The sequence below is a fragment of the Microbacterium sp. Se5.02b genome (assembly GCF_019464375.1).
Classification (GTDB): domain Bacteria; phylum Actinomycetota; class Actinomycetes; order Actinomycetales; family Microbacteriaceae; genus Microbacterium.
Map to the genome: position 1 here is coordinate 381,194 of NZ_CP080491.1, position 26,163 is coordinate 407,356.

At 69.6% G+C, this 26,163-nt stretch carries 24 protein-coding genes and 4 pseudogenes; 18 read left to right on the forward strand and 10 right to left on the reverse strand.

All coding sequences use genetic code 11. The features are described from left to right. Window positions 1–6: 6 nt before the first annotated feature. Window positions 7–1,215 carry a hypothetical protein gene (locus tag K1X59_RS01940; RefSeq protein WP_220173867.1) on the forward strand — a complete coding sequence of 403 codons (1,209 nt, stop codon included), beginning with the start codon at window positions 7–9 and terminating at the stop codon, window positions 1,213–1,215. A 125-nt stretch (window positions 1,216–1,340) separates the two neighbouring features. On the opposite strand, the gene K1X59_RS01945 is transcribed toward K1X59_RS01940, so the two are convergent. Then, entirely contained in the window at window positions 1,341–1,784 is a 444-nt protein-coding gene (locus tag K1X59_RS01945; RefSeq protein WP_183151650.1) for a hypothetical protein, read from the reverse strand. Between the two features lie 101 nt (window positions 1,785–1,885). Between K1X59_RS01945 and K1X59_RS01950 the strand changes: the two genes are divergently transcribed. From K1X59_RS01950 to K1X59_RS20595, 10 genes and pseudogenes are all read left to right on the forward strand, one after another. After that, window positions 1,886–3,061, forward strand: coding sequence for an ROK family transcriptional regulator (locus K1X59_RS01950; protein WP_220173868.1), 1,176 nt, complete (start codon window positions 1,886–1,888; stop codon window positions 3,059–3,061). A 132-nt stretch (window positions 3,062–3,193) separates the two neighbouring features. Further along, window positions 3,194–3,238: pseudogene (locus tag K1X59_RS22665) on the forward strand (hypothetical protein); the annotation flags it as partial. Window positions 3,239–3,365: 127 nt separating this feature from the next. Further along, window positions 3,366–4,640, forward strand: a complete 1,275-nt coding sequence (locus K1X59_RS01955) for a M81 family metallopeptidase (RefSeq protein ID WP_258567021.1) — start codon at window positions 3,366–3,368, stop codon at window positions 4,638–4,640. Window positions 4,641–4,795: 155 nt separating this feature from the next. Then, window positions 4,796–6,604 (forward strand): peptide ABC transporter substrate-binding protein, encoded by a 1,809-nt coding sequence (locus tag K1X59_RS01960; protein WP_183151654.1) that lies wholly within the window; start codon window positions 4,796–4,798, stop codon window positions 6,602–6,604. Window positions 6,605–6,616: 12 nt separating this feature from the next. Next, on the forward strand, window positions 6,617–7,639 hold the full coding sequence (locus K1X59_RS01965; RefSeq protein WP_183151655.1) for an ABC transporter permease: 1,023 nt from the start codon (window positions 6,617–6,619) through the stop codon (window positions 7,637–7,639). Further along, the gene (locus tag K1X59_RS01970; RefSeq protein ID WP_244632322.1) at window positions 7,636–8,514 is read left to right on the forward strand and encodes an ABC transporter permease; all 879 of its coding nucleotides are present in this window, start codon (window positions 7,636–7,638) and stop codon (window positions 8,512–8,514) included. The genes K1X59_RS01965 and K1X59_RS01970 overlap by 4 nt, the downstream gene beginning before the upstream one ends. Continuing rightward, a complete protein-coding gene (locus K1X59_RS01975; RefSeq protein ID WP_309491613.1) occupies window positions 8,511–9,857 on the forward strand; it encodes an ABC transporter ATP-binding protein in 1,347 nt (448 codons plus the stop codon). Before K1X59_RS01970 ends, K1X59_RS01975 begins: the two co-directional genes overlap by 4 nt. Next, complete coding sequence (locus K1X59_RS22265) at window positions 9,752–10,177, forward strand: ABC transporter ATP-binding protein (protein ID WP_309491614.1); 426 nt, start codon at window positions 9,752–9,754, stop codon at window positions 10,175–10,177. Before K1X59_RS01975 ends, K1X59_RS22265 begins: the two co-directional genes overlap by 106 nt. A 32-nt stretch (window positions 10,178–10,209) precedes the next feature. Continuing rightward, on the forward strand, window positions 10,210–10,992 hold the full coding sequence (locus tag K1X59_RS01980; protein WP_220173869.1) for an ROK family protein: 783 nt from the start codon (window positions 10,210–10,212) through the stop codon (window positions 10,990–10,992). Further along, a complete protein-coding gene (locus K1X59_RS20595; protein WP_258567248.1) occupies window positions 10,875–11,129 on the forward strand; it encodes an ROK family protein in 255 nt (84 codons plus the stop codon). The genes K1X59_RS01980 and K1X59_RS20595 overlap by 118 nt, the downstream gene beginning before the upstream one ends. 24 nt (window positions 11,130–11,153) lie before the next feature. On the opposite strand, the gene K1X59_RS01985 is transcribed toward K1X59_RS20595, so the two are convergent. Next, window positions 11,154–11,546 (reverse strand): VOC family protein, encoded by a 393-nt coding sequence (locus tag K1X59_RS01985; RefSeq protein WP_183151656.1) that lies wholly within the window; start codon window positions 11,544–11,546, stop codon window positions 11,154–11,156. Further along, the gene (locus tag K1X59_RS01990) at window positions 11,543–11,824 is read right to left on the reverse strand and encodes a helix-turn-helix transcriptional regulator (protein ID WP_183151657.1); all 282 of its coding nucleotides are present in this window, start codon (window positions 11,822–11,824) and stop codon (window positions 11,543–11,545) included. Before K1X59_RS01990 ends, K1X59_RS01985 begins: the two co-directional genes overlap by 4 nt. 206 nt (window positions 11,825–12,030) lie before the next feature. Between K1X59_RS01990 and K1X59_RS01995 the strand changes: the two genes are divergently transcribed. Then, on the forward strand, window positions 12,031–13,551 hold the full coding sequence (locus K1X59_RS01995) for an SDR family NAD(P)-dependent oxidoreductase (protein WP_220173870.1): 1,521 nt from the start codon (window positions 12,031–12,033) through the stop codon (window positions 13,549–13,551). A 13-nt stretch (window positions 13,552–13,564) separates the two neighbouring features. Here the strand turns inward: K1X59_RS01995 and K1X59_RS02000 are convergent, their stop codons facing one another. Continuing rightward, on the reverse strand, window positions 13,565–13,903 hold the full coding sequence (locus K1X59_RS02000; protein WP_183151658.1) for a helix-turn-helix domain-containing protein: 339 nt from the start codon (window positions 13,901–13,903) through the stop codon (window positions 13,565–13,567). Window positions 13,904–13,980: 77 nt separating this feature from the next. Between K1X59_RS02000 and K1X59_RS02005 the strand changes: the two genes are divergently transcribed. Beyond that, complete coding sequence (locus K1X59_RS02005) at window positions 13,981–14,637, forward strand: FMN-dependent NADH-azoreductase (RefSeq protein ID WP_183151659.1); 657 nt, start codon at window positions 13,981–13,983, stop codon at window positions 14,635–14,637. Between the two features lie 129 nt (window positions 14,638–14,766). Here K1X59_RS02005 and K1X59_RS02010 read toward each other — a convergent pair. Both K1X59_RS02010 and K1X59_RS02015 read right to left on the reverse strand, forming a co-directional pair. Continuing rightward, window positions 14,767–15,847: pseudogene (locus K1X59_RS02010) on the reverse strand (sensor histidine kinase). 10 nt (window positions 15,848–15,857) lie between these two features. Continuing rightward, window positions 15,858–16,529 carry a response regulator transcription factor gene (locus K1X59_RS02015; RefSeq protein WP_183151661.1) on the reverse strand — a complete coding sequence of 224 codons (672 nt, stop codon included), beginning with the start codon at window positions 16,527–16,529 and terminating at the stop codon, window positions 15,858–15,860. An 87-nt stretch (window positions 16,530–16,616) separates the two neighbouring features. On the opposite strand from K1X59_RS02015, the gene K1X59_RS02020 reads away from it, so the two are divergent. The 5 genes and pseudogenes from K1X59_RS02020 to K1X59_RS02040 all read left to right on the forward strand — a co-directional run bounded on the left by K1X59_RS02020 (window position 16,617) and on the right by K1X59_RS02040 (window position 20,822). Next, window positions 16,617–17,288: a M15 family metallopeptidase gene (locus K1X59_RS02020; protein WP_183151662.1), complete on the forward strand. Its 672-nt coding sequence runs from the start codon at window positions 16,617–16,619 to the stop codon at window positions 17,286–17,288. Between the two features lie 122 nt (window positions 17,289–17,410). Next, window positions 17,411–18,405 (forward strand): annotated as a pseudogene (locus K1X59_RS02025) (alanine racemase). After that, entirely contained in the window at window positions 18,402–19,352 is a 951-nt protein-coding gene (locus K1X59_RS02030; RefSeq protein ID WP_183151663.1) for a D-alanine--D-alanine ligase, read from the forward strand. Before K1X59_RS02025 ends, K1X59_RS02030 begins: the two are co-directional and overlap by 4 nt. Beyond that, complete coding sequence (locus K1X59_RS02035) at window positions 19,349–20,392, forward strand: acyltransferase family protein (protein ID WP_183151664.1); 1,044 nt, start codon at window positions 19,349–19,351, stop codon at window positions 20,390–20,392. Before K1X59_RS02030 ends, K1X59_RS02035 begins: the two co-directional genes overlap by 4 nt. 40 nt (window positions 20,393–20,432) lie before the next feature. Then, window positions 20,433–20,822: a VOC family protein gene (locus K1X59_RS02040; RefSeq protein ID WP_183151665.1), complete on the forward strand. Its 390-nt coding sequence runs from the start codon at window positions 20,433–20,435 to the stop codon at window positions 20,820–20,822. A 12-nt stretch (window positions 20,823–20,834) separates the two neighbouring features. Here the strand turns inward: K1X59_RS02040 and K1X59_RS02045 are convergent, their stop codons facing one another. The 4 genes and pseudogenes from K1X59_RS02045 to K1X59_RS02060 form a co-directional block, all read right to left on the reverse strand. Then, the gene (locus K1X59_RS02045; RefSeq protein ID WP_183151666.1) at window positions 20,835–23,369 is read right to left on the reverse strand and encodes an RNA helicase; all 2,535 of its coding nucleotides are present in this window, start codon (window positions 23,367–23,369) and stop codon (window positions 20,835–20,837) included. A 48-nt stretch (window positions 23,370–23,417) separates the two neighbouring features. Continuing rightward, window positions 23,418–24,131 carry a purine-nucleoside phosphorylase gene (deoD, locus tag K1X59_RS02050; protein WP_183151667.1) on the reverse strand — a complete coding sequence of 238 codons (714 nt, stop codon included), beginning with the start codon at window positions 24,129–24,131 and terminating at the stop codon, window positions 23,418–23,420. Between the two features lie 146 nt (window positions 24,132–24,277). Continuing rightward, window positions 24,278–24,946: a DNA alkylation repair protein gene (locus K1X59_RS02055; RefSeq protein ID WP_183151668.1), complete on the reverse strand. Its 669-nt coding sequence runs from the start codon at window positions 24,944–24,946 to the stop codon at window positions 24,278–24,280. Window positions 24,947–24,965: 19 nt separating this feature from the next. Continuing rightward, window positions 24,966–26,001, reverse strand: a pseudogene (locus tag K1X59_RS02060) (aromatic acid exporter family protein). Window positions 26,002–26,163: the final 162 nt, after the last annotated feature.

The following is a 26,163-nucleotide window of genomic DNA, read 5'->3' on the forward strand; positions in this document are numbered from 1 at the left end:
CGATCCATGTCCCGACCCCGCAGCCGCCTCGCGAACGGCGCCCTCGGCCTGATCGCCGCCGTGGCGCTCGCCGGATGCGCGACGACCGCGCCCGGTGCCGAGAACTCCGATGCCCCTGCCGCCGAGGAGCACCACGAGGGCGACACCCGCATCGCCGTTACCTACGACGGCGGTGTGCTCGTGCTCGACGGCGAGACACTCGACGTCGTCGGGCAGGCCGAACTCGGCGGCTTCCTCCGTGTCAACGACGCCGGCGACCATGACGGACACGTCTTCGTCTCCGCGGATGACGGCTTCCACGTGCTCGACTCCGGTCTCGCATCGGGCACGGTGACGTTCACCGGGGAGGTGTTCGATGCCGTCGCGCCCGGCCATGCCACCCCGCACGCAGGACGGACGGCGCTGTTCGACGACGGCACCGGCGAGGTGCAGATCTTCGACACGGATGCCGTGGGCTCTGGCACGCTCCCGCCGACCGACACCCTCACCTCGGACACCGCCCACCACGGCGTCGCGATCGAACTCGCCGACGGCACGACCCTGTCGACCATCGGCACCTCCGAGACGCGCAGCGGCGTGCGGCACCTCGCGGCGGACGGCACCGAGCTCGCGCGCGACGAGCAGTGCCCCGGCGTGCACGGCGAGGGGGCGCTGAAGGACGAGGTCGTGATCTTCGGCTGCGAGGACGGCGTGCTGGTGTTCGACGCGGGCGCGTTCACCAAGCTCGATGCGCCGGACGACTTCGGCCGCACGGGCAACGCCTACGTGACGGAGACCAGCTCGATCGCGTTCGGCGACTACAAGACCGATCCGGATGCCGAGGGCTACCTGCTGTCACAGCTCGTGCGCGTCGACACCGATGCCGGGGAGATCTCGGTGGTCGATCTTCCCGGTGACCTCCGGTACACGTGGCGTGGTGTCGGCCGCAGCGGGCATGACGATGTCATCGTGCTCGGAGCCGACGGCACCCTCTCCGTGCTCGACGAAGACGGAGCGCTGCAGGAGTCGTGGCCGGTCATCGACGCGTGGGAGAGCCCGACCGAGTGGCAGCAGCCGCACCCGGGGTTGCGCGTGGTGGGCGACATCGCCTACGTGACCGAGCCGTCGAAGAGCCGCATCCTCGCGGTCGACCTGCACACGGGAGAGGTGTCGGCCGAAGCCACCCTCGACGTGGTGCCGAACGAGTTCGTGGTGGTCGGCGCCGCCGGGCACTGACCCGGATCCGTTCGGCGTGACGATCCGCCGACGAGATGACGATGAGCCGACGGTTCGGTGCCGGAACCTCGGTGATTCGTCGTCCCGTCGGCGAATCGTATGCCCTCAGGCCGAGCGTGTCGGCGTCAGTCCGGTTCGATGCTCAGGACGGTCGTGCGCATCCCGTCCGACTCGTACTGCACCGGCATCCCGGGGTGCGACACCGAGAACCAGAAGACGCCGTCCTCGGTGTCGTACCGCCGGCAGGTCAATTCGCCCAGGGGGGAGGGGAGGGTCACGGTCGACACGCTCGTGGTGCCGGCGTCGAACGCCGCGTGCCCCTGCAGCTCGGCCCACGTCACACGGCTCGACACGACCGCCTTCGGGTCTGCGACCGCCCAGCGGTCGAGCGTCGCCCCCTCGTCGTCGACGTCGTGGAAGCGGTTGACGTGCTCGCCGAGGGGTCCGTCCGGCCCCTCCAGCAGCAGGTGGATGGTCTTGCCCTGCCCCGTGGCGTCGCGGATCTCGGCGGCCGTGAACGGCGTGGGCAGGAGTCCGGGGCCGAGCAGGTGCGGATCGGATTCTGTCATGATGCCAGTCTGCGCCCTCCGGCCGACCCGCAGGGATGGCGCTTCTCCAGTCCGGGGGCTATCTTTGTTTGACTACCGAAGCAAGATGATTCGAGGACACCGTGGCGCCGGCGACCCAGACCGTACATTCCGAGGGTGAGATCTTCCGGCTGGTGCGCACCGGAGCGGCCCAGTCACGCGCCGACCTGGCCCGCCTGACCGGCCTCTCCCCCTCGACCGTGGCACTTCGGGTGGAAGAGCTGATCGCCCACGGCTACATCGAGGAGAACGGCGAGGGGGAGTCGCGTGGTGGTCGTCGGCCCCGTGTGCTCACGGTGAGGGCCGGTGGCAGCGTCGTCGCCGGTGTGGAGCTCGGAGAGCAGCATGCGACCGTGGCGCTGTTCGATCGCCGCGCCGAGGTCGTCGTGTCGACCGTCGCTCAGGTCTCGCTCCTGGACGGCGTCGAGAGCGTCGTCGGCCAGGTGTGGGAGTCGGCACGGGAGCTCGCGAAGGCCAACGGCGGGCTGACCCTCGAGGGCATCGCGATGAGCCTGCCGGGACCGGTGGACTCGCGCACCTCCCGGCTCCTGGCGCCGATGCGGATGCCGGGATGGAACGGCGTCGACGTCGGCGAGGTGCTCGGCTCCGTCACGGGGCTGCCGTTCCTGATCGACAACGACGCGAACGCGATGGCCGTCGGGGAGTTCATCGAGCGCGGCGGCGAGCAGGAGCAGCTGGTCTTCGTGAAGGCGGGCAGCGGCATCGGCTGCGGCATCATCCTGGAGGGCGCGGTCTACCGCGGGTTCCGGGGCGTCGCCGGCGACATCAGCCACGTCGCCCTGCACAACGCGCCGCCGATCATCTGCTCGTGCGGTCGGGTCGGCTGCCTCGACGTGGTCGCCAGTGGCGCAGCGATCGTCGACGCGCTCAAGGAGGCGGGAGTCGCGGTCGAGACCCTCGACGACGTGCTCGCCCTCGCGCAGGATGCTCACCCCAAGGCCACCTCCGCGCTGCGCGAGGCCGGCGCGCGTACGGGGGAGGTGCTCGCCACGATCATCAACTTCTTCAACCCGCAGGCGCTCGCGCTCGGGGGACGCCTGGCCACGGCGGATGCGTTCGTCGCCGGCGTGCGGCAGGCGCTGTTCACGCTCTGCCTGCCCATGTCGACCGATGCCCTGGAGATCGGCGTCAGCCGAGCGGGCGCGCTCGCCGGCGCACGCGGAGTGGCATGGGAGTTGCTGGAGCGGATGCTCGACCCCGCCCGGATCGATGAGGAGCTGCGCACCGCGGCGGCCTGACCTCATCGTAGCTTCGAAAATCGACTCAAGTTCCTACTCATTCGGAATAAGACGTCGGGTTTTCTTCGAGCTGCGATCTAGACTCGAAGCATGACCGCGACCTCCCTGCTTCCGCGCATCGCCATCGCCGGCATGGCCATCGAGTCCAGCACCTTCTCGCCCCACCGTGCGGGCGAGCGGGACTTCCTGCGCGTGGAGGGCGACGAGCTCGTGACGCGCTACGACGCTGCTGCGCGACGGCGAGCTCACGGATCGAGCCGAGTGGCTCCCGGTCTACTACGCCCGCTCGATCCCCGGCGGTGCGGTGCTGCGCGAGGTCTACGAGAGCATCAAGGCGCGCATCTGCGACGGGCTGCGCGCCCTGGTCGCCGACGGGCAGAAGCTGGACGGGCTCTTCTTCGACATCCACGGCGCGATGAGTGTCGACGGCCTGGACGACGCCGAGGGCGACCTGATCACCGCCATCCGCGAGGTGATCGGCGCCGACGTCGTGGTGTCCGCGTCGATGGACCTGCACGGCAACGTCTCGCGCACCCTGATCGAGAACGTCGACATCATCACGTGCTACCGGCTGGCCCCGCACGAAGACACGTGGGAGACGCGCGACCGCGCGATCCGCAACCTCGTCGAGGCGCTCGAGAGCGGCGTCACCCCGCGCCGCGCATGGGTGCGCGTGCCGATCCTGCTCCCCGGCGAGAAGACCAGCACCAGGGTGGAGCCGGCCAAGAGCCTGTATGCGCGGATCCCCGAGATCGAGGCGCGACCGGGCATCACCGACGCCGCGATCTGGATCGGCTACGCGTGGGCGGATGAGCCGCGCTGCCACGCGACGGTCGTCGTGACCGGTACCGATGACGCGGCGACGGCCGCAGCCGCGGAGGAACTGGGCCGCGCATTCTGGGACGTGCGCGACGACTTCGAGTTCGTCGGCCCTCCCGGCACCCTCGACGAGGGGATCGCCGCAGGACTCGCTGCGACCGACACCCCGTACTTCATCAGCGACTCGGGTGACAACCCCGGTGCCGGCGGCACGGGTGACGTCACCTGGACGCTCGCGCAGTTGCTGCGCAAGCCCGAGCTCACCTCCGACGGCGCGCCCGTCACGCTGTGCGCGTCGGTGTTCGACAAGGGCGCCCTCGAGGTCCTGCGCGCGCACACCGTCGGCGACAGGGTGTCGGTCGAGGTCGGAGCCCGGATCGACAGCGGACCGCACGGACCGGTCCTCGTCGAAGGCGTGCTGCACAGCCTGCACGAGGGCGATGTGGATGCGGGCGGCATCGCGGTCATCCGCGTCGGCGGCCTGCACGTGATCGTCACGGAGTTCCGCAAGGCCTACCACGACGTCTCCGACTTCACCTCGATCGGACTCGACCCCGTCGCGGCGCAGATCGTCGTCACCAAGATCGGTTACCTCGAGCCGGAGCTGTACGCGATCATGCGCGGGTGGACGCTCGCCCTCACCCCCGGAGGCGTGGATCAGGACCTCGAGCGCCTCGGGCACCACCGCATCCAGCGGCCCATGCATCCGTTCGACGCCTTCGCGGGGACCCCCGACCTCTCGGCAGAGATGGTCGGCTGAGAGCTGCCCCAGCTTTCCCCCGCTATCGAATGAAGTTAGTTACTTAAACGTAACAAGCCTGACTTTTGCGGCTGACTTTATTCGGGCATGATGCAAAGTACGTCACAAATTGGACGAACGCTTCGGGTGACGGGGCGTTGAACAAGGAGGTTTACATGCGATCTCAGTCGCTGCGCCGCCGGTTGCTCGCCCCCCTGGGTGCGCTCGCCGTCGCGACGCTCGCCCTCACCGCGTGCCAGGCCGGCACCTCGGGAGACAGCGAGGCAGGCGAGAAGGACACGGTCAGCTTCGCCCTTCAGGTGGGCACCGGACCCAACTGGATCCTGCCGATCTCGTCGCCCGACAAGATGGCGACGCACAACAGCGCCATCAAGGCGACGATGTGGCCGCGCCTGTTCGAGTACAACGGCGTCGACGGCGAGATGGGCTGGGACGAGCTGGCCTCCGCCGCGAAGTCCTACGAGTTCTCCGACGACCGCAAGACCATCACGATCACGCTGAACGACCTCGACTGGTCGGACGGCGAGCCCGTCACCTCGCGCGACGTGGAGTTCTGGTACAACCTGGTGCGCTTCAACGGCGAGAAGACCGGTGGCTACTCCGCCGGCCTCATGCCGGACAACATCACCGAGTTCACGACCATCGACGACAAGACGTTCTCGCTGACGATGGACAAGGTCTACAACGAGGAGTTCCTCCTCGGCAACCAGCTCAGCCTGATCTACCCGATGCCGCAGCACGTGTGGGACAAGACCAGCGCCGACGGCGAGATCGGCGACCACGACCGTGACCAGGCCGGGGCGACCGCGGTCCTCGACTACCTCTTCTCCGAGGCCGAGGACATGAAGACCTACGCCACCAACGACCTGTGGAAGACCGTCGCCGGTCCCTACACGGTCAAGAGCTGGTCGGACTCGGGCCTGGTGGAGCTCACCGCCAACAAGGAGTACACCGGCGAGGACAAGCCCAGCATCGAGAACGTCGAGTTCCTGCCCTTCACCTCGGCCGACGCCGAGATGAACGTCGTGCGCTCGGGTGACGTCGACTACGGCTACGTCACCAGCTCGCAGCTCACGAACGAGAAGCAGTTCACCGACCTCGGCTACAGCATCGAGCCGTGGGCCGGCTGGTCGATCACGTACATGCCGTACAACTTCGCCAACCCCGAGAAGGGCTCCTTCTACAAGCAGCTCTACGTGCGTCAGGCCCTGCAGCACGCGGTCGACCAGGAGACCATCTCCGAGGTCGTCTGGCACGGTGCGGCGACGCCCGACTACGGCCCGATCCCGCAGACCGCGGATTCCAACGGCCTGTCCGACGTGCAGAAGGACAACCCCTACCCGTTCGACCTGAAGAAGGCCGAGAAGCTGTTCACCGACAACGGCTGGGTCAAGGGATCCGACGGCACGCTCGAGTGCGCCGAAGCCGGCGCGGGCGCAGGTCAGTGCGGCGAGGGCATCGCCGCGGGTGACAAGGCGGAGATCGTCGTCACCACGCAGAACGGCTCGCAGGAGACCGACAACATGATGGCCGAGATCCAGTCGTCGCTGGGCAAGATCGGCGTCAAGATGACGATCGACTCCAAGCCGCTGGACACCGTCCTCACGCAGGCGCAGGAGTGCAAGACCGGCAGCGCGTGCACGTGGGAGCTCGTCTTCTTCGGCACCGCGGGCAGCTGGTACTTCCCGCCCTACGCCACCGGTGAGCGCGTCTTCGCGAAGGACACCAAGTGGAACGCCGGACAGTACGACAACCCCGAGGCCGAGGAGCTCGTCCAGGCGATGGCCTTCTCGACCGACCCCGAGATCGCGAAGAAGTACTCCGAGTACCTCGCCACCGACCTCCCGGTCATGTGGATGCCGAACCCGGTGTACCAGGTCTCGGTCGTCCGTGACGGACTCGACATCGCCACCCAGGACCCGGGCGCGTCGTTCCTTCCGCAGCGTTGGTCCTGGACCAAGTAACGAGCAGGTGACATGAGCGTGGTGGAAGCAGCGCAGAACGCGCAGCAGCAGAAGAAGGAGAGGGCCGGCGGCCCCCGGTTCTGGTGGTACCTGTTGCGACGGGTCGGCCAGGGCGGGATCGTCATCCTCATCGTGACGCTGATCGTGTTCGCGCTGCTCCACCTCGCGATGCCGCAGGGGCCGGCCGCCGGCATCCTCGGCATGCAGGCCTCGCAGGCGCAGATCGACGCCTTCAACAAGGAGAACGGCTTCGATCTGCCCCTGTGGCAGCAGTACTTCCACTTCCTCGCCCAACTCGTCCAGGGCGACCTCGGGGACTCCTTCAAGCTGAACAGGCCGGTGGCCGACGCGATCGGGCAGCGGCTTCCGAAGACGCTGATCCTCGCCCTGATCTCGATGCTGTTCGCGCTGATCATCGCGATCCCGATGGGCATCTTCCAGGCCGTGCGCCGCGGCAAGGCCGCCGACTACGCACTGACGACGGTGAACTTCATCGTCTACTCCACGCCGTCGTTCTTCCTCGGGCTCATCCTCGTGATCGTGTTCGCGCAGTGGCTGCGGCTCGTGCCCGCCCAGGCGCCGCAGGGCGAGACCGTCGGCGACGTGCTCGCGAACCCCGCCGGCCTCGTGCTCCCCGTGCTCACCGCCGCGCTCGGCATCATCGCGACCTTCTCGCGGTACATGCGGTCGGCGACGATCGACAACCTGTCCGAGGACTACGTCCGCACCGCCAGGGCCAAGGGCACCTCGGTGCCCGTCGTGATCACCCGTCACGTGGTGCGCAACTCGCTCACGCCCGTGATCGCCATGCTCGGCTACTACCTGCCGGTCATGTTCGGCGGCATGATCGTCGTCGAGTCGCTCTTCAACTACCCCGGCATGGGGCTGCTGTTCTGGACCTCCGCCCAGACCTCCGACTACCCCGTGCTGATCGGCTGCATCCTCGTGATCGCGCTCGCGACGGTCATCGGATCGCTCCTCGCCGACATCATCCAGGCGCTGCTCGATCCGCGCACCCGAGAGGAGCTCTCGTGAGCACGACCACCATCGTGATGCGCACGTTGACCCCGCGTCAGCGCGGCATGCGCCGCTTCCTGCAGAACAAGCTCGCGGTCTTCGGCATCGTGACCATCGTCCTGTTCCTGCTCTTCTGCTTCCTGGGCCCGCTGATCCATCCGACGGATCAGATCCACACCGACCTCCGCAGCACCATGCTGCCGCCGGGGAGCCCCGGCCACCCGCTGGGCACCGACGACGTCGGGTACGACGTGCTCGGACGGCTCATGGTCGGCGGCCAGATCTCGATCCTGATCGGGCTCGCCGCCGGCATCCTCGCCACCGTCATCGGCACCCTCTGGGGCGCGATCGCCGGTTACGTCGGCGGCGCCGTCGACACCGTGATGATGCGCGTCGTCGACGCCGGCATCGCGATCCCGGCGACCTTCCTGCTGCTGATCCTCTCCGCGATCCTGCGCCCGAGCGTCCCGCTCATGATCTGCGTGATCGGCCTCGTCTCCTGGCTCGTCCCGGCCCGTCTCGTGCGGGCCGAGTCGATCTCGCTCAAGTCGCGCGAGTACGTGCTGGCGCTGCGAGCGATGGGCGGCACCCACTCGCGGGCCGTGCTCAAGCACATCGTCCCGAACACCGTGGGCACGATCGTCGTGAACGCCACCTTCCAGGTCGCCGACGCGATCCTGCTCGTCGCCTACATCTCGTTCCTCGGCATGGGGCTGCAGAAGCCGGCCACCGACTGGGGCGCCATGCTCACCAGCGGCATCACCTACACGTACGCGGGCGCCTGGTGGCTCATCTTCCCCGCCGGATTCTGCATCGTGCTGACGGTCTGCGCCTTCAACAGCATCGGCGACGGACTCCGCGACTTCTTCGACGTGAAGGGGCGTGCCGCATGAGCGACGCACTGCTGTCGGTCTCCGACCTGAAGGTCACGTTCCGCACCGAGGACGGATCCGTCGAGGCCGTGAAGGGCATCGACCTCGAGGTGCGTCCGGGAGAGGTGCTGGCGCTCGTCGGCGAGTCAGGCTCCGGCAAGTCGGTCACGGCCATGGCCATCCTCAAGCTGCTGCCGCGGACGGCGACGGTCACCGGGTCGATCTCCCTCGCCGGACGCGAACTCCTCCCGCTCGCGGAAGCCGAGATGAACGCCGTGCGCGGCGCCGAGATCTCCATGGTGTTCCAGGAGCCGATGACCGCGCTCAACCCGAGCATGCGGATCGGCGACCAGATCACCGAGGCCATCCTCAACCACCGCGACATCTCGAAGGCGGAGGCCTGGAAGCGCGCGGTCGAGATGCTCCAGCGCGTGGGTATCCCCGACCCTGCGCGTCGGGCGAAGAGCTACCCGCACGAGCTGTCCGGCGGGCAGCGCCAGCGCGTGGTCATCGCGATCGCCCTCGCGTGCGAGCCGCAGCTGATCATCGCCGACGAGCCGACCACCGCGCTCGACGTCACGGTGCAGGCCGAGATCCTCGACCTCATCCGGCGGCTCGCCGCGGAGTCGGGCACCGCGTTCCTGCTGGTGACGCACAACATGGGCGTGGTCGCCGACATCGCCGACCGGGTCGCCGTGATGTTCCGCGGCACGATGGTCGAGGTGGGCGACACGCGCACCGTGCTCACCGCACCCCGCGAGGCCTACACCAAGAAGCTGCTCAGCGCCGTGCCCTCGCTGCCCGACATCGCGACCGTGATCGAACGGGAGCCCGAGACCGAGGTGCCGGCCGCCGTGCTCGAGCTCGATGCCGCGAGTGTGACGTACCGCCGCGGTGGGCGTCCGTTCCTCGCGCTCGACGGGGTGAGCCTCGCGATCGCACCGGGCGAGATCGTCGGGCTGGTCGGGGAATCCGGCTCCGGCAAGTCGACTCTCGGGCGTGCGGCGCTCGGTCTGCTGCCGCTGTCGAGCGGTTCGATCACCCTGTTCGGCGAGAAAGTCGGACGCGGAGGAGTCTCCGGGCGTCGCGAGCGCGCGCTGCGCGGACGTGTCGGAGCGATCTTCCAGGACCCCGGCTCCAGCCTCGACCCCCGCATGACCGTGGGGAGGCGATCGCCGAGCCGCTGCTCGTGCAGCGTCGACGCGTCTCGACCACCGCGGCCGGGCGTCGGACCAGGGTGGCCGAGCTGCTGGACGCCGTGGAACTGCCGACGAACTACGCCTCCCGCTACCCGCACGAGCTCTCGGGAGGCCAGCGCCAGCGCATTGGCCTCGCCAGGGCGATCGCGCTGGAGCCCGAGCTGATCATCGCCGACGAGCCGACCTCGGCTCTCGACGTGTCGGTGCAGGCGGCCGTGCTCGACGTGCTGCGCACCCTGCAGGAGAAGATGCATTTCGCCTGCCTGTTCATCAGCCACGACCTGGCGGTCGTGCACGAGATCTCCGACCGGGTCGCCGTGATGCTGAAGGGCGAGATCGTCGAGACCGGTTCCGCGGATGACGTGCTCCTCGCCCCGCAGCACCCCTACAGTCGACGCCTGCTGGCGTCGGTCCCCGTGCCCGACCCCGACAAGCAGGCGCTGCGGCGGGAGGCCCGAGCGGCCGCCCTGGTGATGACGCAGTGACCGCGGGAGGACCGAGCCGAACGAGCAGGGGTGTGAGCCACGTGGGACCTGTCGTCCTGGGGCTCGACGTCGGCGGATCGAGCGTGAAGCACCTGCTCGCCCCCGCCCTGGCATCGATGGACGCTCCTCCGACACCGCTCGCCCGCGGCCGACACTCGACGCCCAAGGCCGCGCCCGTCGAGGGGCTGTCCGCCATCGTGGACTCCCTCCGCGGCGACGCCGACCTGGAGCGCGTGGTGCTGTCGATCCCGGGGCTCGTGGACGAGGCGGAGGGCGTCGTCGTGCGCTCGACCAACATCCCCTCGCTCGACGGCCGTCCGCTCGGTGCCCAGCTCAGCGGCGCACTCGGCGTCCCCGTCGATGTGATCAACGACGGCCACGCTGCGGCTGTCGCGGAGGCCTCGTGGGGTGCGGGCGCCGGCATCGACGATGTGTTCGTGCTCGCACTCGGCACCGGGATCGCGGGGGCGCACGTCGCGCACGGACGCGTCGTGCCCGGGGCGCACGGCTCCGCTGGGGAGCTCGGCCACATCACGATCGAGCCCGACGGCCACCTCTGCTCCTGCGGACGGCGCGGCTGCCTCGAGACCATCATCGGCGCCCCCGCTCTGCGCAGAGCCTGGGCGAAGGCCGGGGTGCGGGAGGTCCGGAGAAGCTGCTCGCGGCCAGCAACGCCGGGGATGCCGCGGCCACGGCGATCGTCGAGCGCGCATCGTCGGCGCTCGCCGAGGCGATCCTCACCCTCTGCGCCCTCGTGGACCCGGGGTGCATCGTCATCGGCGGCGGACTCGCCCAGGCGCCGCACGAGCTCGTGACGCTCGCGGCGCGGTATGTGAGCGCGCGCGCCTCGTTCCACCGGGTTCCGCCCATCGTGCCCGCGACGCTCGGGGAGTGGGCGGGCGTGAACGGCACGGTGCTCACGGCGCTCCGTCGCCAGCACGCCCTGGTCTGACTCCGCGGCAGGGGCGGGGGCGGGTCAGGCGGCCTTCATCTGGATCAGCTGGATGAGGTTGCCGCAGGTGTCGTCGAGCACCGCGACCCATGCCGTGCCGATATCGGTCGGCGGCTGGGTGAAGACGACGCCGAGTCCGGTCAGGCGCGCATGCTCGGCGGCGAGGTCGTCGACGGCGAACTGAGCGAGCGGGATGCCGTCTTCGACGAGAGCATCGCGATACGGCTTGACCGCCGGGTGCCCGGAGGGCTCCAGCAGGAGCTCCGGTCCGTCGGGCGCTTCGGGCGACCGCACCGTGAGCCATGCGGCATCGCCGAGGGGGATGTCGTGGTGCTTCGTGAAGCCGAGCACGTCGGTGTAGAACGCCAGAGCCGTGCGCTGGTCGTCGACGAAGATGCTTGTCAGTTCGATTCTCATGGGGTGCTCCGTGTGTACGGCCACCGCTCGGCGATGCGGGCGAGAGGCTCCGGGTGGAAATAGTGGAACTTGGATCGTCCGCGTCGTTCCGTGGAGATCAGTTCCGCGGACTCGAGCACGGCGAGGTGCTGCGAGACGGCCTGTCGAGTCAGCGTCACACCGTGGCGCATGGTCAGGGTGGTGCAGATCTCGAACAGGGTCTGTCCGTCGTGCACCGACAGCTCGTCGAGGATGAGGCGCCTCGTCTCGTCATCGAGTGCGTGGAACAGATCGGTCATCCGTTCATGATAGGCAAGTGGAGACTTGCATATCAAGGGATACGCGGTGTCGCTGAGTGCACGGCCTCTTGCCGAGTGCACGGCTTCCGTGCGTCGGTACGCCGTGCACTCGACGACAAGCCGTGCACTCGGCGGCAGGACGGATGCTCGGGAGGGGAGAGGAGAGGAGGGGCATATGCCCAGGACACTCGCGTAAAATCGGCACAATGACCGACGCCCCCTCCGACGCTGCACCCGACCTCGGACCGGGCGTCGACCCCGACGATCTCGCCACGACTCTTCGCGTCCTCTCCGAGCTGCACCAGATCGACAACGAGCATCCGGACTTCGTCGCCGTGCGCCACGCGACCGCCGCGATGTTCAAGGCCGTCAAGCGCGTGCGCCGCAAGGAGATCCGCGACGCGATCGCCGAAGCCGACAAGGCCGTGGTCGCCCGCACCGCCACGGGAGCACCCGACCGCATCGACGACGAGACCCGCGGCAACGACCTCGCGACCAGTGTCGTGGACGCCCCGATCGCCGGCGAGCTGCTCAAGCCGCGCAACTGCTACATCTGCAAGCAGCCGTACACGCAGGTCGACGCCTTCTACCACCAGCTCTGCCCCGACTGCGCGCGCTTCAGCCACGGCAAGCGCAACGCCCGCACCGACCTCACCGGCAAGCGCGCCCTGCTCACGGGCGGCCGCGCCAAGATCGGCATGCACATCGCGCTGCGGCTGCTCCGCGACGGCGCGCACACCACGATCACCACTCGCTTCCCTCGCGATGCCGTGCGCCGCTTCTCGGCCCTGCCCGACTCGGCCGACTGGCTGCACCGACTGCGCGTCGTCGGCATCGACCTGCGCGACCCCGCCCAGGTGATCGGCCTCGCCGACTCGGTCGCGGCTCAAGGTCCGCTCGACATCCTCATCAACAACGCGGCCCAGACCGTTCGCCGCTCGCCCGGTGCGTACTCGCTGCTCGCGGATGCCGAGCTGCAGCCCCTGCCCGACGGACCGCTGCCCGAGATGGAGACGTTCGGGCACACCGCCGACCCGCATCCGCAGGCGCTGCAGGCCTCCGTCGATGCGCATCCGCTGCTCTCGGTCGCAGCCCTCGGCGGCACGGTCGCCGAGCAGGGCGGGCAGGCCCTCACGGCCGAAGACCTCGCCAGGCTCGCCATGGCTCCCGGCTCCTCGTCGCTCGAGAAGCACGCCGACGGCACGGCCATCGACGCGGGAGGACTCGTGCCCGATGTGAACCGCGTCAACAGCTGGGTGCAGTCGATCGAGCAGGTCGATCCGCTCGAGATGCTCGAGGTGCAGCTCGCGAACACCACCGCGCCCTTCCTGCTGATCAGTCGTCTTCGGGCGTCGATGGCCGCGTCGTCGTCGCACCGGAAGTACGTCGTGAACGTCTCGGCGATGGAGGGGCAGTTCTCCCGCCGCTACAAGGGTCCTGGGCACCCGCACACGAACATGGCCAAGGCGGCTCTGAACATGCTGACCCGCACCAGTGCGGGCGAGATGCTCGAGAAGGACGGCATCCTGATGACCGCGGTCGACACCGGCTGGATCACCGACGAGCGTCCGCACTACACGAAGGTGCGCCTGGCCGAAGAAGGCTTCCACGCCCCGCTCGACCTCGTCGACGGCGCCGCCCGCGTGTACGACCCGATCGTGCGCGGCGAGGCCGGCGAAGACATCCACGGCGTGTTCCTGAAGGACTACGAGCCCAGCCCCTGGTGACGGCGAGTGCGCGTCAGTGGGCGCGTTCGGCGAGGTTCGCCGAGGCCCACTGCCCCAGCTGATCGAGGATCGGCAACAGGCCGGTCCCGCTCGGGGTGAGCGCATACGACACGGTGACCGGCGGGCCGGGGTCGACCGTGCGGGCCACGAGCCCGGCATCGGCGAGTTCCGCCAGTCGGTCGGACAGCACGGTGTCGCTGATGCCGGCGACGGCGCGGCGAAGGACGACGAAGGTCGAGGGCCCGCCTCCGAGCGACGACACGATCATGCCGTTCCACCGTTTTCCGAGCACGCTGAAGGCCAGTGTGACGGCGGCGTCGCACACCTGACGCTCTTCCTCGACCTCGGCCATGCCCACATCCTACCCGTGCTACGTTAACCAATGTCGCTCATAAAAAGCTAGTGACTACGAAAACGAGAGGTAGGCCCATGTCCCTGTTCCGCCTGGATGCCAGCATCCTTCCCGCGTCGTCCGCCAGCCGCGCGCTCGCCGACATCGTCGAGGCCGAGTGGACCGCGTCCCACCCCGACTCGACCGTGCTCCGCCGCGACCTGGCCAGCGACCCGGTGCCGGCGACCGCGTGGGCGGATGCCGTCACAGGCGGCTTCGTCGACGAGGCGCAGCGCACCCCCGCACAGAACGAGGCCCGCGCGCTCGCGACGTCGTTCGCCGACGAGCTGATCAGCGCCGACGCGCTGCTCATCGCCGTGCCGCTGTACAACTACGGGGTCTCGCAGCACTTCAAGACCTGGTTCGACCTGGCCTACACCGACTCGCGCATCGACCCGACAGGCACGGCGCTCAACGGCAAGCCCGCGACGCTCGTCACAGTGCTCGGCGGCAACTACGCGGAGGGCTCGCCCAAGGAGGGCTGGGACCACTCGACCGGCTGGCTGCGCCGCGTGCTCGAAGACGTGTGGGGCCTCGACCTCCGCGTGGTGCAGCGTCCGTTCACGCTGGTCGGGGTGAACCCGGCGCTCGATGCGTTCGCCGACACCGCCCGCGAGCTCAAGGAGAACGCCGAGGCCGACGCCCGCACCTTCGGCCGCGAGCTGGCCGCGACGCGCGATCCTCGCGTGGCCTGAACCCCGACTCCGTCCACCTGTCGGGCGAGCGGACGGATGTCGGACCGGAGACCGCGTTCCGGTCCGACATCCGTGAATCCCTCCGACATCCGTGCACTCGCGGGAGGATACCGGGGCGGAGCGGACGGGTCAGCCGAGGGGTGCGGGGTAGGGGTGCGGCAGCCAGACCGTCACGATCAGGCCCCCTCCCTGCGCGGGGTGAGCACCAGCGTGCCGCCGTGCGCCTGCGTGATGCGGTCGACGATCGCGAGGCCGAGACCCGCGCCGGCATGATCGTCGCTGCGGGTGCGCTCGGCACCGCGCTGGAACGGTTCCACCAGCGTCGCCACGCGGTGGGCCGGCAGCACCTCGCCCGTGTTCTCGACCACGAGCGCGACCGCGTGCGGCATCGTATGCGTGCGCACCGCGACCGAGCCGCCGAACGACAGGTTGTGCACGATCGCATTGAGCACGAGGTTCGTGACAAGCTGCGGCAGCAGGGCCGCCGATCCGAGCACCGGGGCGGGAGCGCCACCCACCTCCACCGCGACGCCTCGGCGATCCGCGAGCGGGACCAGTGCCTCCACCGCCTCCTCCGCGAGAAGCGAGAGGTCGACGATCTCGCGGGTGAACGTCCGACGATCCGCGCGACTGAGCAGCAGCAGGGCCTCGGTCAGATCGATCGCGCGTGTGTTGACCTCTCGGAGGCGGGAGATCAGCGCATCCACATCGCGATCCGGATCGTCGCGCGCGACCTCGAGCAGGGTCTGCGAGATCGCGAGGGGCGTCCTCAGCTCGTGCGAGGCGTTGGCGGCGAAGCGCTGCTGCTCAGCCACATGCGCCTCGAGCTGCTCGAGCATCGCATCGAACACGTCGGCGAGGTCGCGGAACTCGTCACGGCGTCCCGGAAGGCTCACCCGGTGCGACAGCGATCCCTGCGCCGCGAGCCGAGCCGCGTCGCCGATGCGCTCGAGCGGCGCCAGCATCCGTCCGGCGAGCAGCCATCCCCGCCGAGGCCGAGCGCGAGCAGCACGACCATGACCGTCGCGGCGACCGGCACGAAGGCGCGGATCAGGTCGGACCGGTTCGGTACGCGGAGGTCGGTGAGCACCGGGATCTGCACGTCAGGGACGTAGCGCAGCAGGTACAGGGCCACCGCGGCGAGCAGCAGCAGCCCCGACACCACGACGATCCCCGCATAGCTGAGCGTGAGCTTGAGGCGGGCGCTCATCCCGCGGCGCCTAGGCATCCGCATCCGTCCCGATCCGATACCCGACACCCGGCACGGTGAGGATCAGCCACGGCTCCCCCAGGCGCTTGCGCAGCGACGAGACCGTGATGCGCACGGCATTCGTGAACGGGTCGGCGTTCTCGTCCCAGGCGCGTTCGAGCAGCTCTTCGGCGCTGACGACCCCGCCGCCCGCGTCGACGAGCACCTCGAGCACGGCGAACTGCTTGCGGGTGAGGGCGACGTAACGGTCGTCGCGGTACACCTCGCGGCGGAACGGATCCAGACGCAGCCCGGCGACCTCCAGCACAGGCGGACGGCTGCGCTGGCGTCGTCGATCGAGGGCACGCAGGCGCAGCACGAGCTCCCGCAGCTCGAACGGTTTGGTGAGGTAGTCGTCGGCTCCGATCTCGAAACCCGTCGCCTTGTCGTCGAGGCGGTCGGCGGCGGTCAGCATCAGGATCGGGATGCCGCTGCCCGAGGCCACGATCCATCGGGCGATGTCGTCGCCGGAGGGACCGGGCACGTCGCGGTCGAGCACGGCGATGTCGTAGGCGTTGATGCTCAGCAGCTCCAGCGCGGTGTCGCCGTCGCCGGCGATGTCGGCCGCGATCGCCTCCAGGCGCAGGCCGTCGCGCACCGCCTCGGCGAGGTAGGGCTCGTCCTCGACGATCAGCACACGCATGGCTGCGATCCTACGCAGTGCGGCATATCGGGAGCATATGGAAAAGCGCATACGCCCCGGCAACCGCGCCCCTTCTTCACTGGGAGCATGAACACCCGCACCACCTCCCATCCCCCACGAGCGCGCCGTCGCCGTCGGGTCGTCGTCACCCTGGCCACTGCGGTCGCCGTGGTCGTCCTCGCGTTCGGCCTTCAGCAGTCGCTGTCGGTCGCCTTCGCCGACGCGACCCGCACCGGACCGGCGCCCTCACCCACTCCGGAGTACGACAGCGGAGACGTCACCGGCTCGGTCATCGCACCGAGCGAGGCCGACGGCGTGATCCGCGACGACGACAAGCCGACCGTGTTCGATGTGGACCGGGTCGCGATCGGCAACCTCGATCCCGCGCTGCGGGAGGCGTTGCAGCGCGCCGCATCCGACGCCGACGCGGACGGCATCACGTTCCGGGTCAACAGCGGATGGCGCTCTCCCGCGCTGCAGGAGCGGATGCTGCAGGACGCGATCGTGCAGTACGGGTCGGAGGACGAGGCCCGCCGCTGGGTGGCGACGCCGGAGACCTCGGAGCACGTGACGGGCGATGCGGTCGACCTGGGGCCGTGGCCCGCGCTGGACTGGCTCGCGCAACGCGGATCGCGCTACGGGCTGTGCCAGATCTACGCCAACGAACCGTGGCATTACGAACTGCGTTCAGACGCCGTCGACGACGGGTGCCCGGAGATGCTCGCCGATCCGACCGCCGACCCGAGGATGACCCGATGACCACTGTTCTCGCACCGCAGCGTGCCACCTTCTCGCGGCTGCATGCCCCCACGCTGTGTACGCTGCCGACGGCCGTCGCCGAGAACGTGCATCGCGTGCGGGCGGCCACGACCGCCCGCATCATGGCCGTCGTGAAGGCCGACGGCTACGGGCACGGGGCGGTCGCGGTCGCGACGGCCGCGGTCGCCGCGGGGGCGGATGGCTCGGGGTGACAGATGTCGGCGAGGCGCGCGCGCTCCGGGAGTCGGGACTCTCGGTGCCGATCCTGTCGTGGCTGAATCCGTCGGGCGTGGATGCCGAGGAAGCCGCGACGCAGCGGGTCGACATCGCGGTCGGCTCCGCGGAGGAGCTGCGCCAGCTGATCGCCGATGCCGGGCGTCCGGTGCGTGTGCACCTGCACCTCGACACCGGCATGGCCAGAGGCGGGAGTCCGCTCGACGAGTGGCCGGAACTGCTCCGCCTCGCCCGCTCCGGTCGGGGCAGGGTCGAGGTGGTGGGGGTGATGGGCCATCTGCCCCGCGCGGACGAGGGGGACCCGGCGGCGAACGCGGCTGCGGTGCTGCGCATGCGGCAGGGGCGCGACGCCGTGCTGCGGGCCGGCTTCGGACCGGTGCTCGTGCACCTCGCCGCGACCTCCGGTGCGCTGACCGATCCGGCGACGCACTTCGGCATGGTGCGGATCGGCGCCGGCCTCGTGGGCATCGACCCGTCGGAGAGGACCGTGCTCGCCGGGGCGTCCCGCTGGACGGCGCCGGTCGTGCACAGCGTCCTCGCCTCCCCGGGCACCGCCGTCGGCTACGGCGGCGCGCACGTCACCGACCGGGAGACGCACCTCAGCGTCGTGGGGTGGGGTACGCCGACGGCATCCCTCGGGAGCTGGCGCCGGATGCGGGCGTCGAGATCGGGGGATGCGGCACCCGATCGTGGGGAGGGTGTCGATGGACCAGATCGTCGTCGACACCGGCGCGGTGCTGTTCCCCGCGGCACCGTCGCGACCGTGTTCGGACCCGACGGGGGAGCGGTGCCCGCCGTGCAGGATTGGGCGCGATGGGCAGGGAGCATCCCGCACACGGTCGTCACCGGCATCGGCACACGGGTGCAGAGGAGCGTGGCATGACGACGAACGTGCTGGTCATCGGCGGAGGGCAGAACTCCGAGCACGAGGTCTCGCTGGCCTCGGCAGCCGCTGTCGCGGCCGCGCTGCGGATGGGCGATCATGAGGTCACCAGCGTGACGATCGATCGCGGCGGGATCTGGCGAGTGGACGGGCGTCCGAACGGCGCGACTCCGGCAGAGTCGCTCGCCCTCGCTCTGCCGCTCCTCACCCGCACCGACGTGGTGTTCCCTGCGGTGCACGGCGCGCTCGGGGAGGACGGTGCCCTCGCGGCGCTGTGCGCGCTCGCCGGAGTGCCCGTGGTGGGGTCGGGGCTGCGGGCCGGGGCCATCGGCATGGACAAGTGGACGACCAAGCTGGTGGCGGACGCCGTGGGCCTCGGTACCGCGCGCGGACGGCTGGTCGCGGCGGAGGACATCGGCGACGTCGAGTTCGAGGGAGAGGTCGTGGTCAAGCCCGTGTCGGCAGGATCGAGCCACGGCGTGAGCCTGGTGACAGAGGAGGGGCAGCTGCTCGCGGCTCTGCGGGAGGCGGCGCGATTCGATCGGCGGATCCTCGTCGAGGAGGTGGTGCGGGGGCGGGAGATCGACGTCGCGGTGCTGCGCGAGAAGGGCGGTGTGCGGTGGGCGGCGCCCCCGCTGGAGATCCACGCGACCGGGTTGTTCGACACGGCTGCGAAGTACGACGGCAGTGCGCGGTTCACGGTCCCGGCCGTGCTCGACGCGGCGGAGACGGCCGCCCTCAAGCGGGCCGCGATCGCCGTGTTCGATGCTCTCGGGTGCGACGGGGTCGCGCGCATGGACTTCTTCCTCACCGAGCGGGGGCCGGTGCTGAACGAGGTCAACACGATGCCGGGGCTGACCGCCGCATCACAGGTGCCGCGGATGTTCGCCGCCGTCGGGGTGCCGTACGTCGACCTGGTGGCGCGGCTCGTGCGTGCGGCGTCGTGACAGAGGTCCGTGCGCCGCGTCTGGGCTGGCCGGATGTCGCGAAGGGCATCTGCATCCTGCTCGTCGTGCTCTGGCACGTGGTCACGAAGGTCGCGGTCGGCATCCCCGGCGCGGGTCCGGTGACGGATGCCTGGGTGATGCTCAACGCCCAGCTGCTGCCGCTGCGCATCCCGCTGTTCTTCCTCGTGTCCGGAATGTTCGCCGCACGGGCGGTCTCCGCGGCGAGCGGCGGCTCCTGGCGACGACGGGCCGCGCGGCTCGCGCTGCTCTACCTCGTGTGGGTGCTCATCCAGACGGTCGTGCTCGCGCTGGCGCCGGAGTTCGACACGGCTCGGGCGACCGACGGGTGGGAGCTGCTCGCGCAGCTCACCATCAGCCCCACGAACCTCTGGTATCTGCTCGCTCTCGCCATGTACCTGGTGGTCGGGCGGGCGACGCGCGGCCTCCCGACCGCCGGGGTGCTGCCTGTCGCGTTCGTCGTCGCGGCGGTCGCCGGTGCGGGTCTCCTTCCGGATCTCGGCAACCTGTGGCAGCTGGTGCAGAACCTGTTCTTCTTCCTCGTCGGGCTGCGGCTGCGCGGACTGATCGAGCGCTTCGCCAGGGTCAGCGGCCCGGGCGTCGCGCTCGCGCTCGCCGCGGTGTATGCGGGAGCACTCGCGGTCGTCTCCGTGCTCGGCATCCGCCTCGTGCCCGGAACGTGGCCGCTGCTGTGCCTGGTCGCGGTGGCCTTCGGGGTGTCGCTCAGCGTGCTCCTCGACCGGCATGTCGACGTCGTCGCGCGACCGCTGCGCTGGTTCGGCCGGCGGACCCTGCCGATCTACGTGCTGCACATGATCCCTCTCGCGCTGATCGACGCGGGGGTGCGCGCTGCCGGGTGGCGGACGACACCGGTGCTCGAGGCGGTCGGTCCGATCGCGCTGACGGCGGTGGTGATCGCGATCTGTGTGGCGGCTCACGCGCTCCTGGTGCGCTGCGGGCTCGCGGCCCTGTTCGACCCGCTGCGGGTGACGGACGGTCTCACGGCCCGCGTCCGTCGATGACCCCCTCGACAACCGCCGGGCGACGGCGGACCATGGAAGCATGGCGGCCTTCACAACGGACAACGCGTTCAGCGGATTCAGCGTCGACGACATCGACGCGGCGAAAGAGTTCTACGGCACGACCCTCGGCCTCGACGTCGAGGTCAACGCGATGGGGTTCCTCGACCTGCGGCTGCCCAGCGGCGGGTCGATCCTCGTGTACGCGAAGCCGAACCACACCCCGGCGAGCTTCACGATCCTGAACTTCCCGGTGGCGGACGTCGACGCCGCGGTGGACGAGCTCATCGAACGGGGCGTGCAGACGAAGATCTACAGCGACGACGAGTTCCCCTCGGATTCGCGCGGCATCGTGCGCGGCAACGGTCAGGGCCCGGACATCGCGTGGTTCCGCGACCCGGCGGGCAACGTGCTCGCGGTCATGCAGGCCTGACGTCGAGGGGCGCTACAGCCGGTCCACCGCGGTCACGGTCACGACGGCCTGTCCTGCCTCGTCGGAGGCGGCGAGGTCGATCGTCGCGGTGATGGCCCAGTCGTGGTCGCCGGCGGGGTCGTCGAGGATCTGCCGTGCCGTCCACGCCGTCGCGCCCTCATCGAGGATCAGCAGCTTCGAGCTGCGGGCATCCGCGCCCGTGAGGAGTTCGTCGTGCTCGGCGAAGTATCCGTCCAGGGCGTCCGACCATGCATCGGCGCCGAAACCGGGGTCGAGCTCAGCGAGGCCGTCGAGATCTTCCCGCGCCGCCAGCTGCACCCGTCGGAACAGCTCGTTGCGCACGAGGATGCGGAAGGCGCGGATGTTGCTCGTGAGCCGCTTCGGAGCGGGCGGCACGATCGGCTCGTCGGGCGCGTGCGGGTCGAAGCGTCCGTTGTCGACGCCGGCGATCAACTCCTCCCACTCGTCGAGCAGGCTGGAGTCGACCTGCCGGACGAGCTCGCCGAGCCACTCGATCAGGTCACGCAGATCCTCGTCCTTGAACTCCTCCGGAACGGTCTGCGAGGCCGCGCGGTAGGCGTCGGAGAGGTAGCGCAGCACCACGCCCTCGGAGCGCGCGATCTTGTAGTAGGCGACATATTCCCCGAACGACATGGCCCGCTCGTACATGTCGCGGACGACGGACTTCGGGTGCAGTTCGAAGTCGCGGATCCACGGCTGGGCGGCGCTGAAGGTCTCGAATGCGGCTGTCAGAAGCTCGTCGAGCGGCTTCGGATACGTGATCTGCTCGAGCAGCTCCATCCGCTCGTCGTACTCGATGCCCTCCGACTTCATCGCGGCGACCGCTTCGCCCCGGGCGAGGAACTCCTGCTGGCTCAGCACGGCGCGTGGGTCGTCGAGCGTCGATTCCACGATCGAGATCATGTCCAGCGCGTAGGAGCCCGTCCCCGTGCCGGCGGTGGGATCGGGGTCGAGCAGCTCGAACGCGGCGAGAGCGAACGGCGACAGCGGCTGGTTGAGTGCGAAGTTCGGCTGCAGATCGACTGTCAGTCGGATATCGCCCTCCGGCGTCTTCTCGACGATGCCGGATTCGCGGAGCGTGCGGTAGATCCCGATGGCGCGGAGTGCGAGTTCGCGCTGCCGTTTCCGAGGCTCGTGGTTGTCGTATACGAGCGCGCGCATATTCGCGAAGACGTCGCCGCCGCGGGCGATCACGTTCAACATCATGGCGCTCGTGATCTGCATGTGGGAGGTCAGGGTCTCGGGGACCGCGTCGATGAGCTTGCGGAACGACGGCTCGCCCCACGACACGAAGCCGTCCGGCGCCTTCTTGCGGACGATCTTGCGCTTCTTCTTCGGGTCGTCGCCGGCCTTCTTGACCGCAGCGACATTCTCGCTCTCGTGCTCGGGAGCCTGCGCGACGACCGTGCCGGCGGTGTCATACCCGGCGCGACCGGCACGCCCCGCGATCTGGTGGAACTCGCGGGCGTTCAGCTGCCGCATCCGGGTGCCGTCGAACTTCGTGAGCGCGGTGAGCAGCACCGTGCGGATCGGGACGTTGATGCCGACGCCGAGCGTGTCGGTGCCGCAGATCACGCGCAGCAACCCGCGCTGCGCGAGCTGCTCGACCAGGCGCCGATACTTCGGCAGCATTCCGGCGTGATGCACGCCGATCCCCGCACGCAGGAAGCGCGAGAGCGTCTTGCCGAACGCGGTCGTGAAGCGGAACTCGGCGATCAGCGCGGCGATCTCGTCGCGCTGCTCGCGGGTGGCGACCTTCGTGCTCGACAGCGCCTGCGCACGCTCCATCGCTGCGGCCTGCGAGAAGTGCACGACGTAGATCGGCGCCTGCCCGGTGTTCAGCAGGTCGTCGATCGTCTCGTGGATGGGCGTCGTCTCGTAGAAGAAGTGCAGGGGGACGGGGCGCTCGACCCCGGTGACCGTCGCCGTCTCGCGGCCCGTGCGACGGGTGAGGTCGGCCGCGAGTTCGGTCACGTCGCCGAGGGTCGCCGACATCAGGATGAACTGCGCCTGCGGGAGCTCGAGCAGCGGCACCTGCCAGGCCCATCCGCGGTCGGGGTCGGCGTAGAAGTGGAACTCGTCCATCACGACCTGCCCGACGTCGGCATCCGTGCCCTGACGCAGGGAGAGGTTCGCGAGGATCTCCGCCGTGCAGCAGATGATCGGGGCGTCGGCGTTGACCGAGGAGTCGCCTGTGACCATGCCGACGTTCTCGGCGCCGAAGACGTCGACCAGCGCGAAGAACTTCTCGCTCACGAGGGCCTTGATCGGTGCCGTGTAGTAGCTGCGGCGCCCCGCCGCGAGAGCGCTGAAGTGCGCGCCGACCGCGACGAGCGACTTGCCGGTGCCGGTCGGGGTCGACAGGATCAGGTTGTTGCCCGAGACGATCTCGATGGTCGCCTCGTCCTGCGCGGGGTAGAGGCTGATGCCCGTGCTCTCCGCCCATTCGACGAAGGCGAGGTAGACGGCGTCCGGGTCCGCGGCGTCCTGGACGATGGCGGGATCGAGCCGCGGGGAGGAAGTCATGGTCTTCCGATCATCCCATCCGGCGGGGATGCCGACCTGCGAGGCTGATCAGGCGGCGGTCGCGGCGCGCAGCGCGATCCGGATCATGTCGCCGAAGGTCTGCTCGCGTTCCTGCGCCGTGGTCTCCTCGCCGGTGACGATGTGGTCGCTCACCGTGCAGATCGCGAGGGCGCGCCGACCATGGAACGCCGCGAGCGTGTACAGGCCGGCCGCTTCCATCTCGACCCCCAGGATGCCGTGTTGCACGAAGGGCTCCATGAGCTCGGGGCGGGTGCTGTAGAACTGATCGCTCGAGAACAGCTGCCCCACGTGCACGATCGACTCGAGCTCGGCGTCCTCGCTCGCCTCGACCGCCGCGCGCAGCAGTCCGAAGTCGGCCACGGGCGCATAGTCGAGTCCGTGGAAGCGCACGCGGTTGATGCCGGAATCGGTCGACGCGCCGCTGGCGATGATGATGTCGCGCACCTTCACGCGCTCGGTCAGCGCACCGCACGACCCCACCCGGACGATCGTCTGCACGCCGTAGGAGTCGAAGAGCTCGTTGGCATAGATCGCCATCGACGGCTGCCCCATGCCCGAGCCCTGCACCGAGATGCGGTGCCCTTCCCACGTGCCGGTGAATCCGAGCATCCCGCGCGTCTGCGAGTACAGCTCGGCGTCGTCGAGGAACGTCTCGGCGATCCACTTCGCGCGCAGCGGATCCCCGGGGAACAGGACGATGGGGGCGATCTGGCCCGGCTCTGCGGCGATGTGCGTGCTCATGTCCTCAGCGTAGGTGCTCTATCGGGGAGTTCGTCGATGCGCGTGGTGCGGAGGAGATCCGCAGTTCGGAGGTGGGAATTGCGGATATGGCCCTCCGAACCGAGGATCTCCTCCGTAGCGCGACCCGGACCCGCGGGAGGCGCGGTTCAGCCCTCGCGGCGTCGGACGATCTCGCCGATCCACAGCGGCGCGAAGGGCGAGGTGCAGCCGGGGGCGGTCGGGTAGTCGGCGAGGACCTGCAGCCGGTCGCCGATCTCCAACGCCCTCGCACGGTGCTCCGGGTGGAAGATGCCGATGTTCGCGAGGGTCTCGTTCATCGCCCACTGCAGACGACTCGGAGCGTCCTTCATATCGCGCTCGATCAGGTCGAGGAGGTGCGGCAGGTCGAGGCCATCCGCGTCTTTCATCACCCGCACCGTGGTCAGCGACCAGGCGGCGGCGGCCACCGTTGGGTCGGAGTCGTCGAACCACCGCAGCCGGAGTTCCTCGGCGAGCGGCGACTTCTTGACGACGTAGTTCACGAACCAGTCGTTCACCTTCGGCGGGCGGGTCTCTCGCAGCATGGCGTCGAGCTCGTCGGCGGTGAAGTCGCGCGGGCGGCAGATCAACAGGGCCAGCAGTCGCGCCGGTGTCTCCCCGGTCGCCCAGAGCTCGCGTGCCAGCGGCTGGTCGGTCTTGATGCGTTTCGCGAGCGCGCGCATCCGGCTGAGGTTGATGCCGTGGTCATCGCCGCGCTTCTCGTTTGCGGCGCGCACCTTCGGATCTTCCAGGGCCGCGAGCTCGCCCAGAGCCTCGGGCACGGTCATCTCGGACATGCTCTCAGGGTACGCGGGCTCAGTCCTCGTCCAGCAGCTCGCCGCGGATGCGACGGAGGTCTTCCAGGAGCGAGCCGATCAGGATCCAGTGCTGCGACGAGGGCGGCCGCACCACGAGCGGCGCCGTGAGCGCGGGGATGGTCGATGTCAGCGTGTCGGGCTCGGGGGAGGCCTCCGCGACCTGCACGGCCAGCCGCACGTCGTGGCCGGCCCTGCGCAGCTGCTCGGCGATGGCCGATACGACGGGCTCGTCGCCGAGGGTGTCGTCGTAGTGGTCGAAGTACGCCCTCGTCATGCCGATCGTCTGCGTGACGATGGGCGAGAGACGCTCGAGCAGGGCCCGCAGCTCACGCAGTTCCGCGCGGTGTGTCGAGCGCCGCGGGTTCAGGGTGAGCGATTCCTCCCCGCCGCGATGGACGCGTCAGCGGCGTCCTTCATCGGGCGCAGCAGGCGCACCTCCAGCATCAGCTCCTGCAGCTTCGCCGGCGTCTGCGGCTCGGGCAGTGCGACCGCCAACCGGTCGAGGCTCGCCGCGAGTTCCCGACCGAGCAGGCCGACGTCGCGGCGCGCGGGCGCGACCAGCACCGGTGGGACGATGAGCGCGTTCACCACGATGCCGATCACCACGCCGATCAACGTCTCCACGATGCGCGCGAACGCGTACTCCGGGCTGGAGGAGCCCAGCGCCAGCACGAGCATCGCCGAGATCGCGACCTGGTTGCCGGTGCCGGGGAGGCGCGGAAGATCCAGGCCACGAGCATGGCCACCACGATCGCGAGCAGCACGATCCAGCTGGGCGAGCCGAGCAGCAGCCCCAGCGCGACGGCGATCATGACGCCCGCGATCACCCCGATGCTGCGCTCGAGCGCCTTCGACAGCGACTGGTTGACGCTGGGCTGCACCACGAGCAGGGCGGCGATCGCGGCGAAGACGGGCAGCTGCGCAGGAAACACCCATCCGGCGATCAGCCACGCCGCGATCGTCGCTGCGGCCGACTTCACGACCTGCAGCAGCGGGGAGCGCTTGGAGGCGCGGATCGCGGCGGGGATGCGCATGACCTCAACGCTAGTCGTGCGACGGCCGCCGACATCGACGTGATGTTCGCTCGGATGTCGGGCAGCCGACGAGGGTCGCGGGATCGGCGGCGGATGTCAACCCCGTCGCCGATCCTCGCGATCACCGGCTGAATGGGAACACACGAACGACGAACAGTGAGG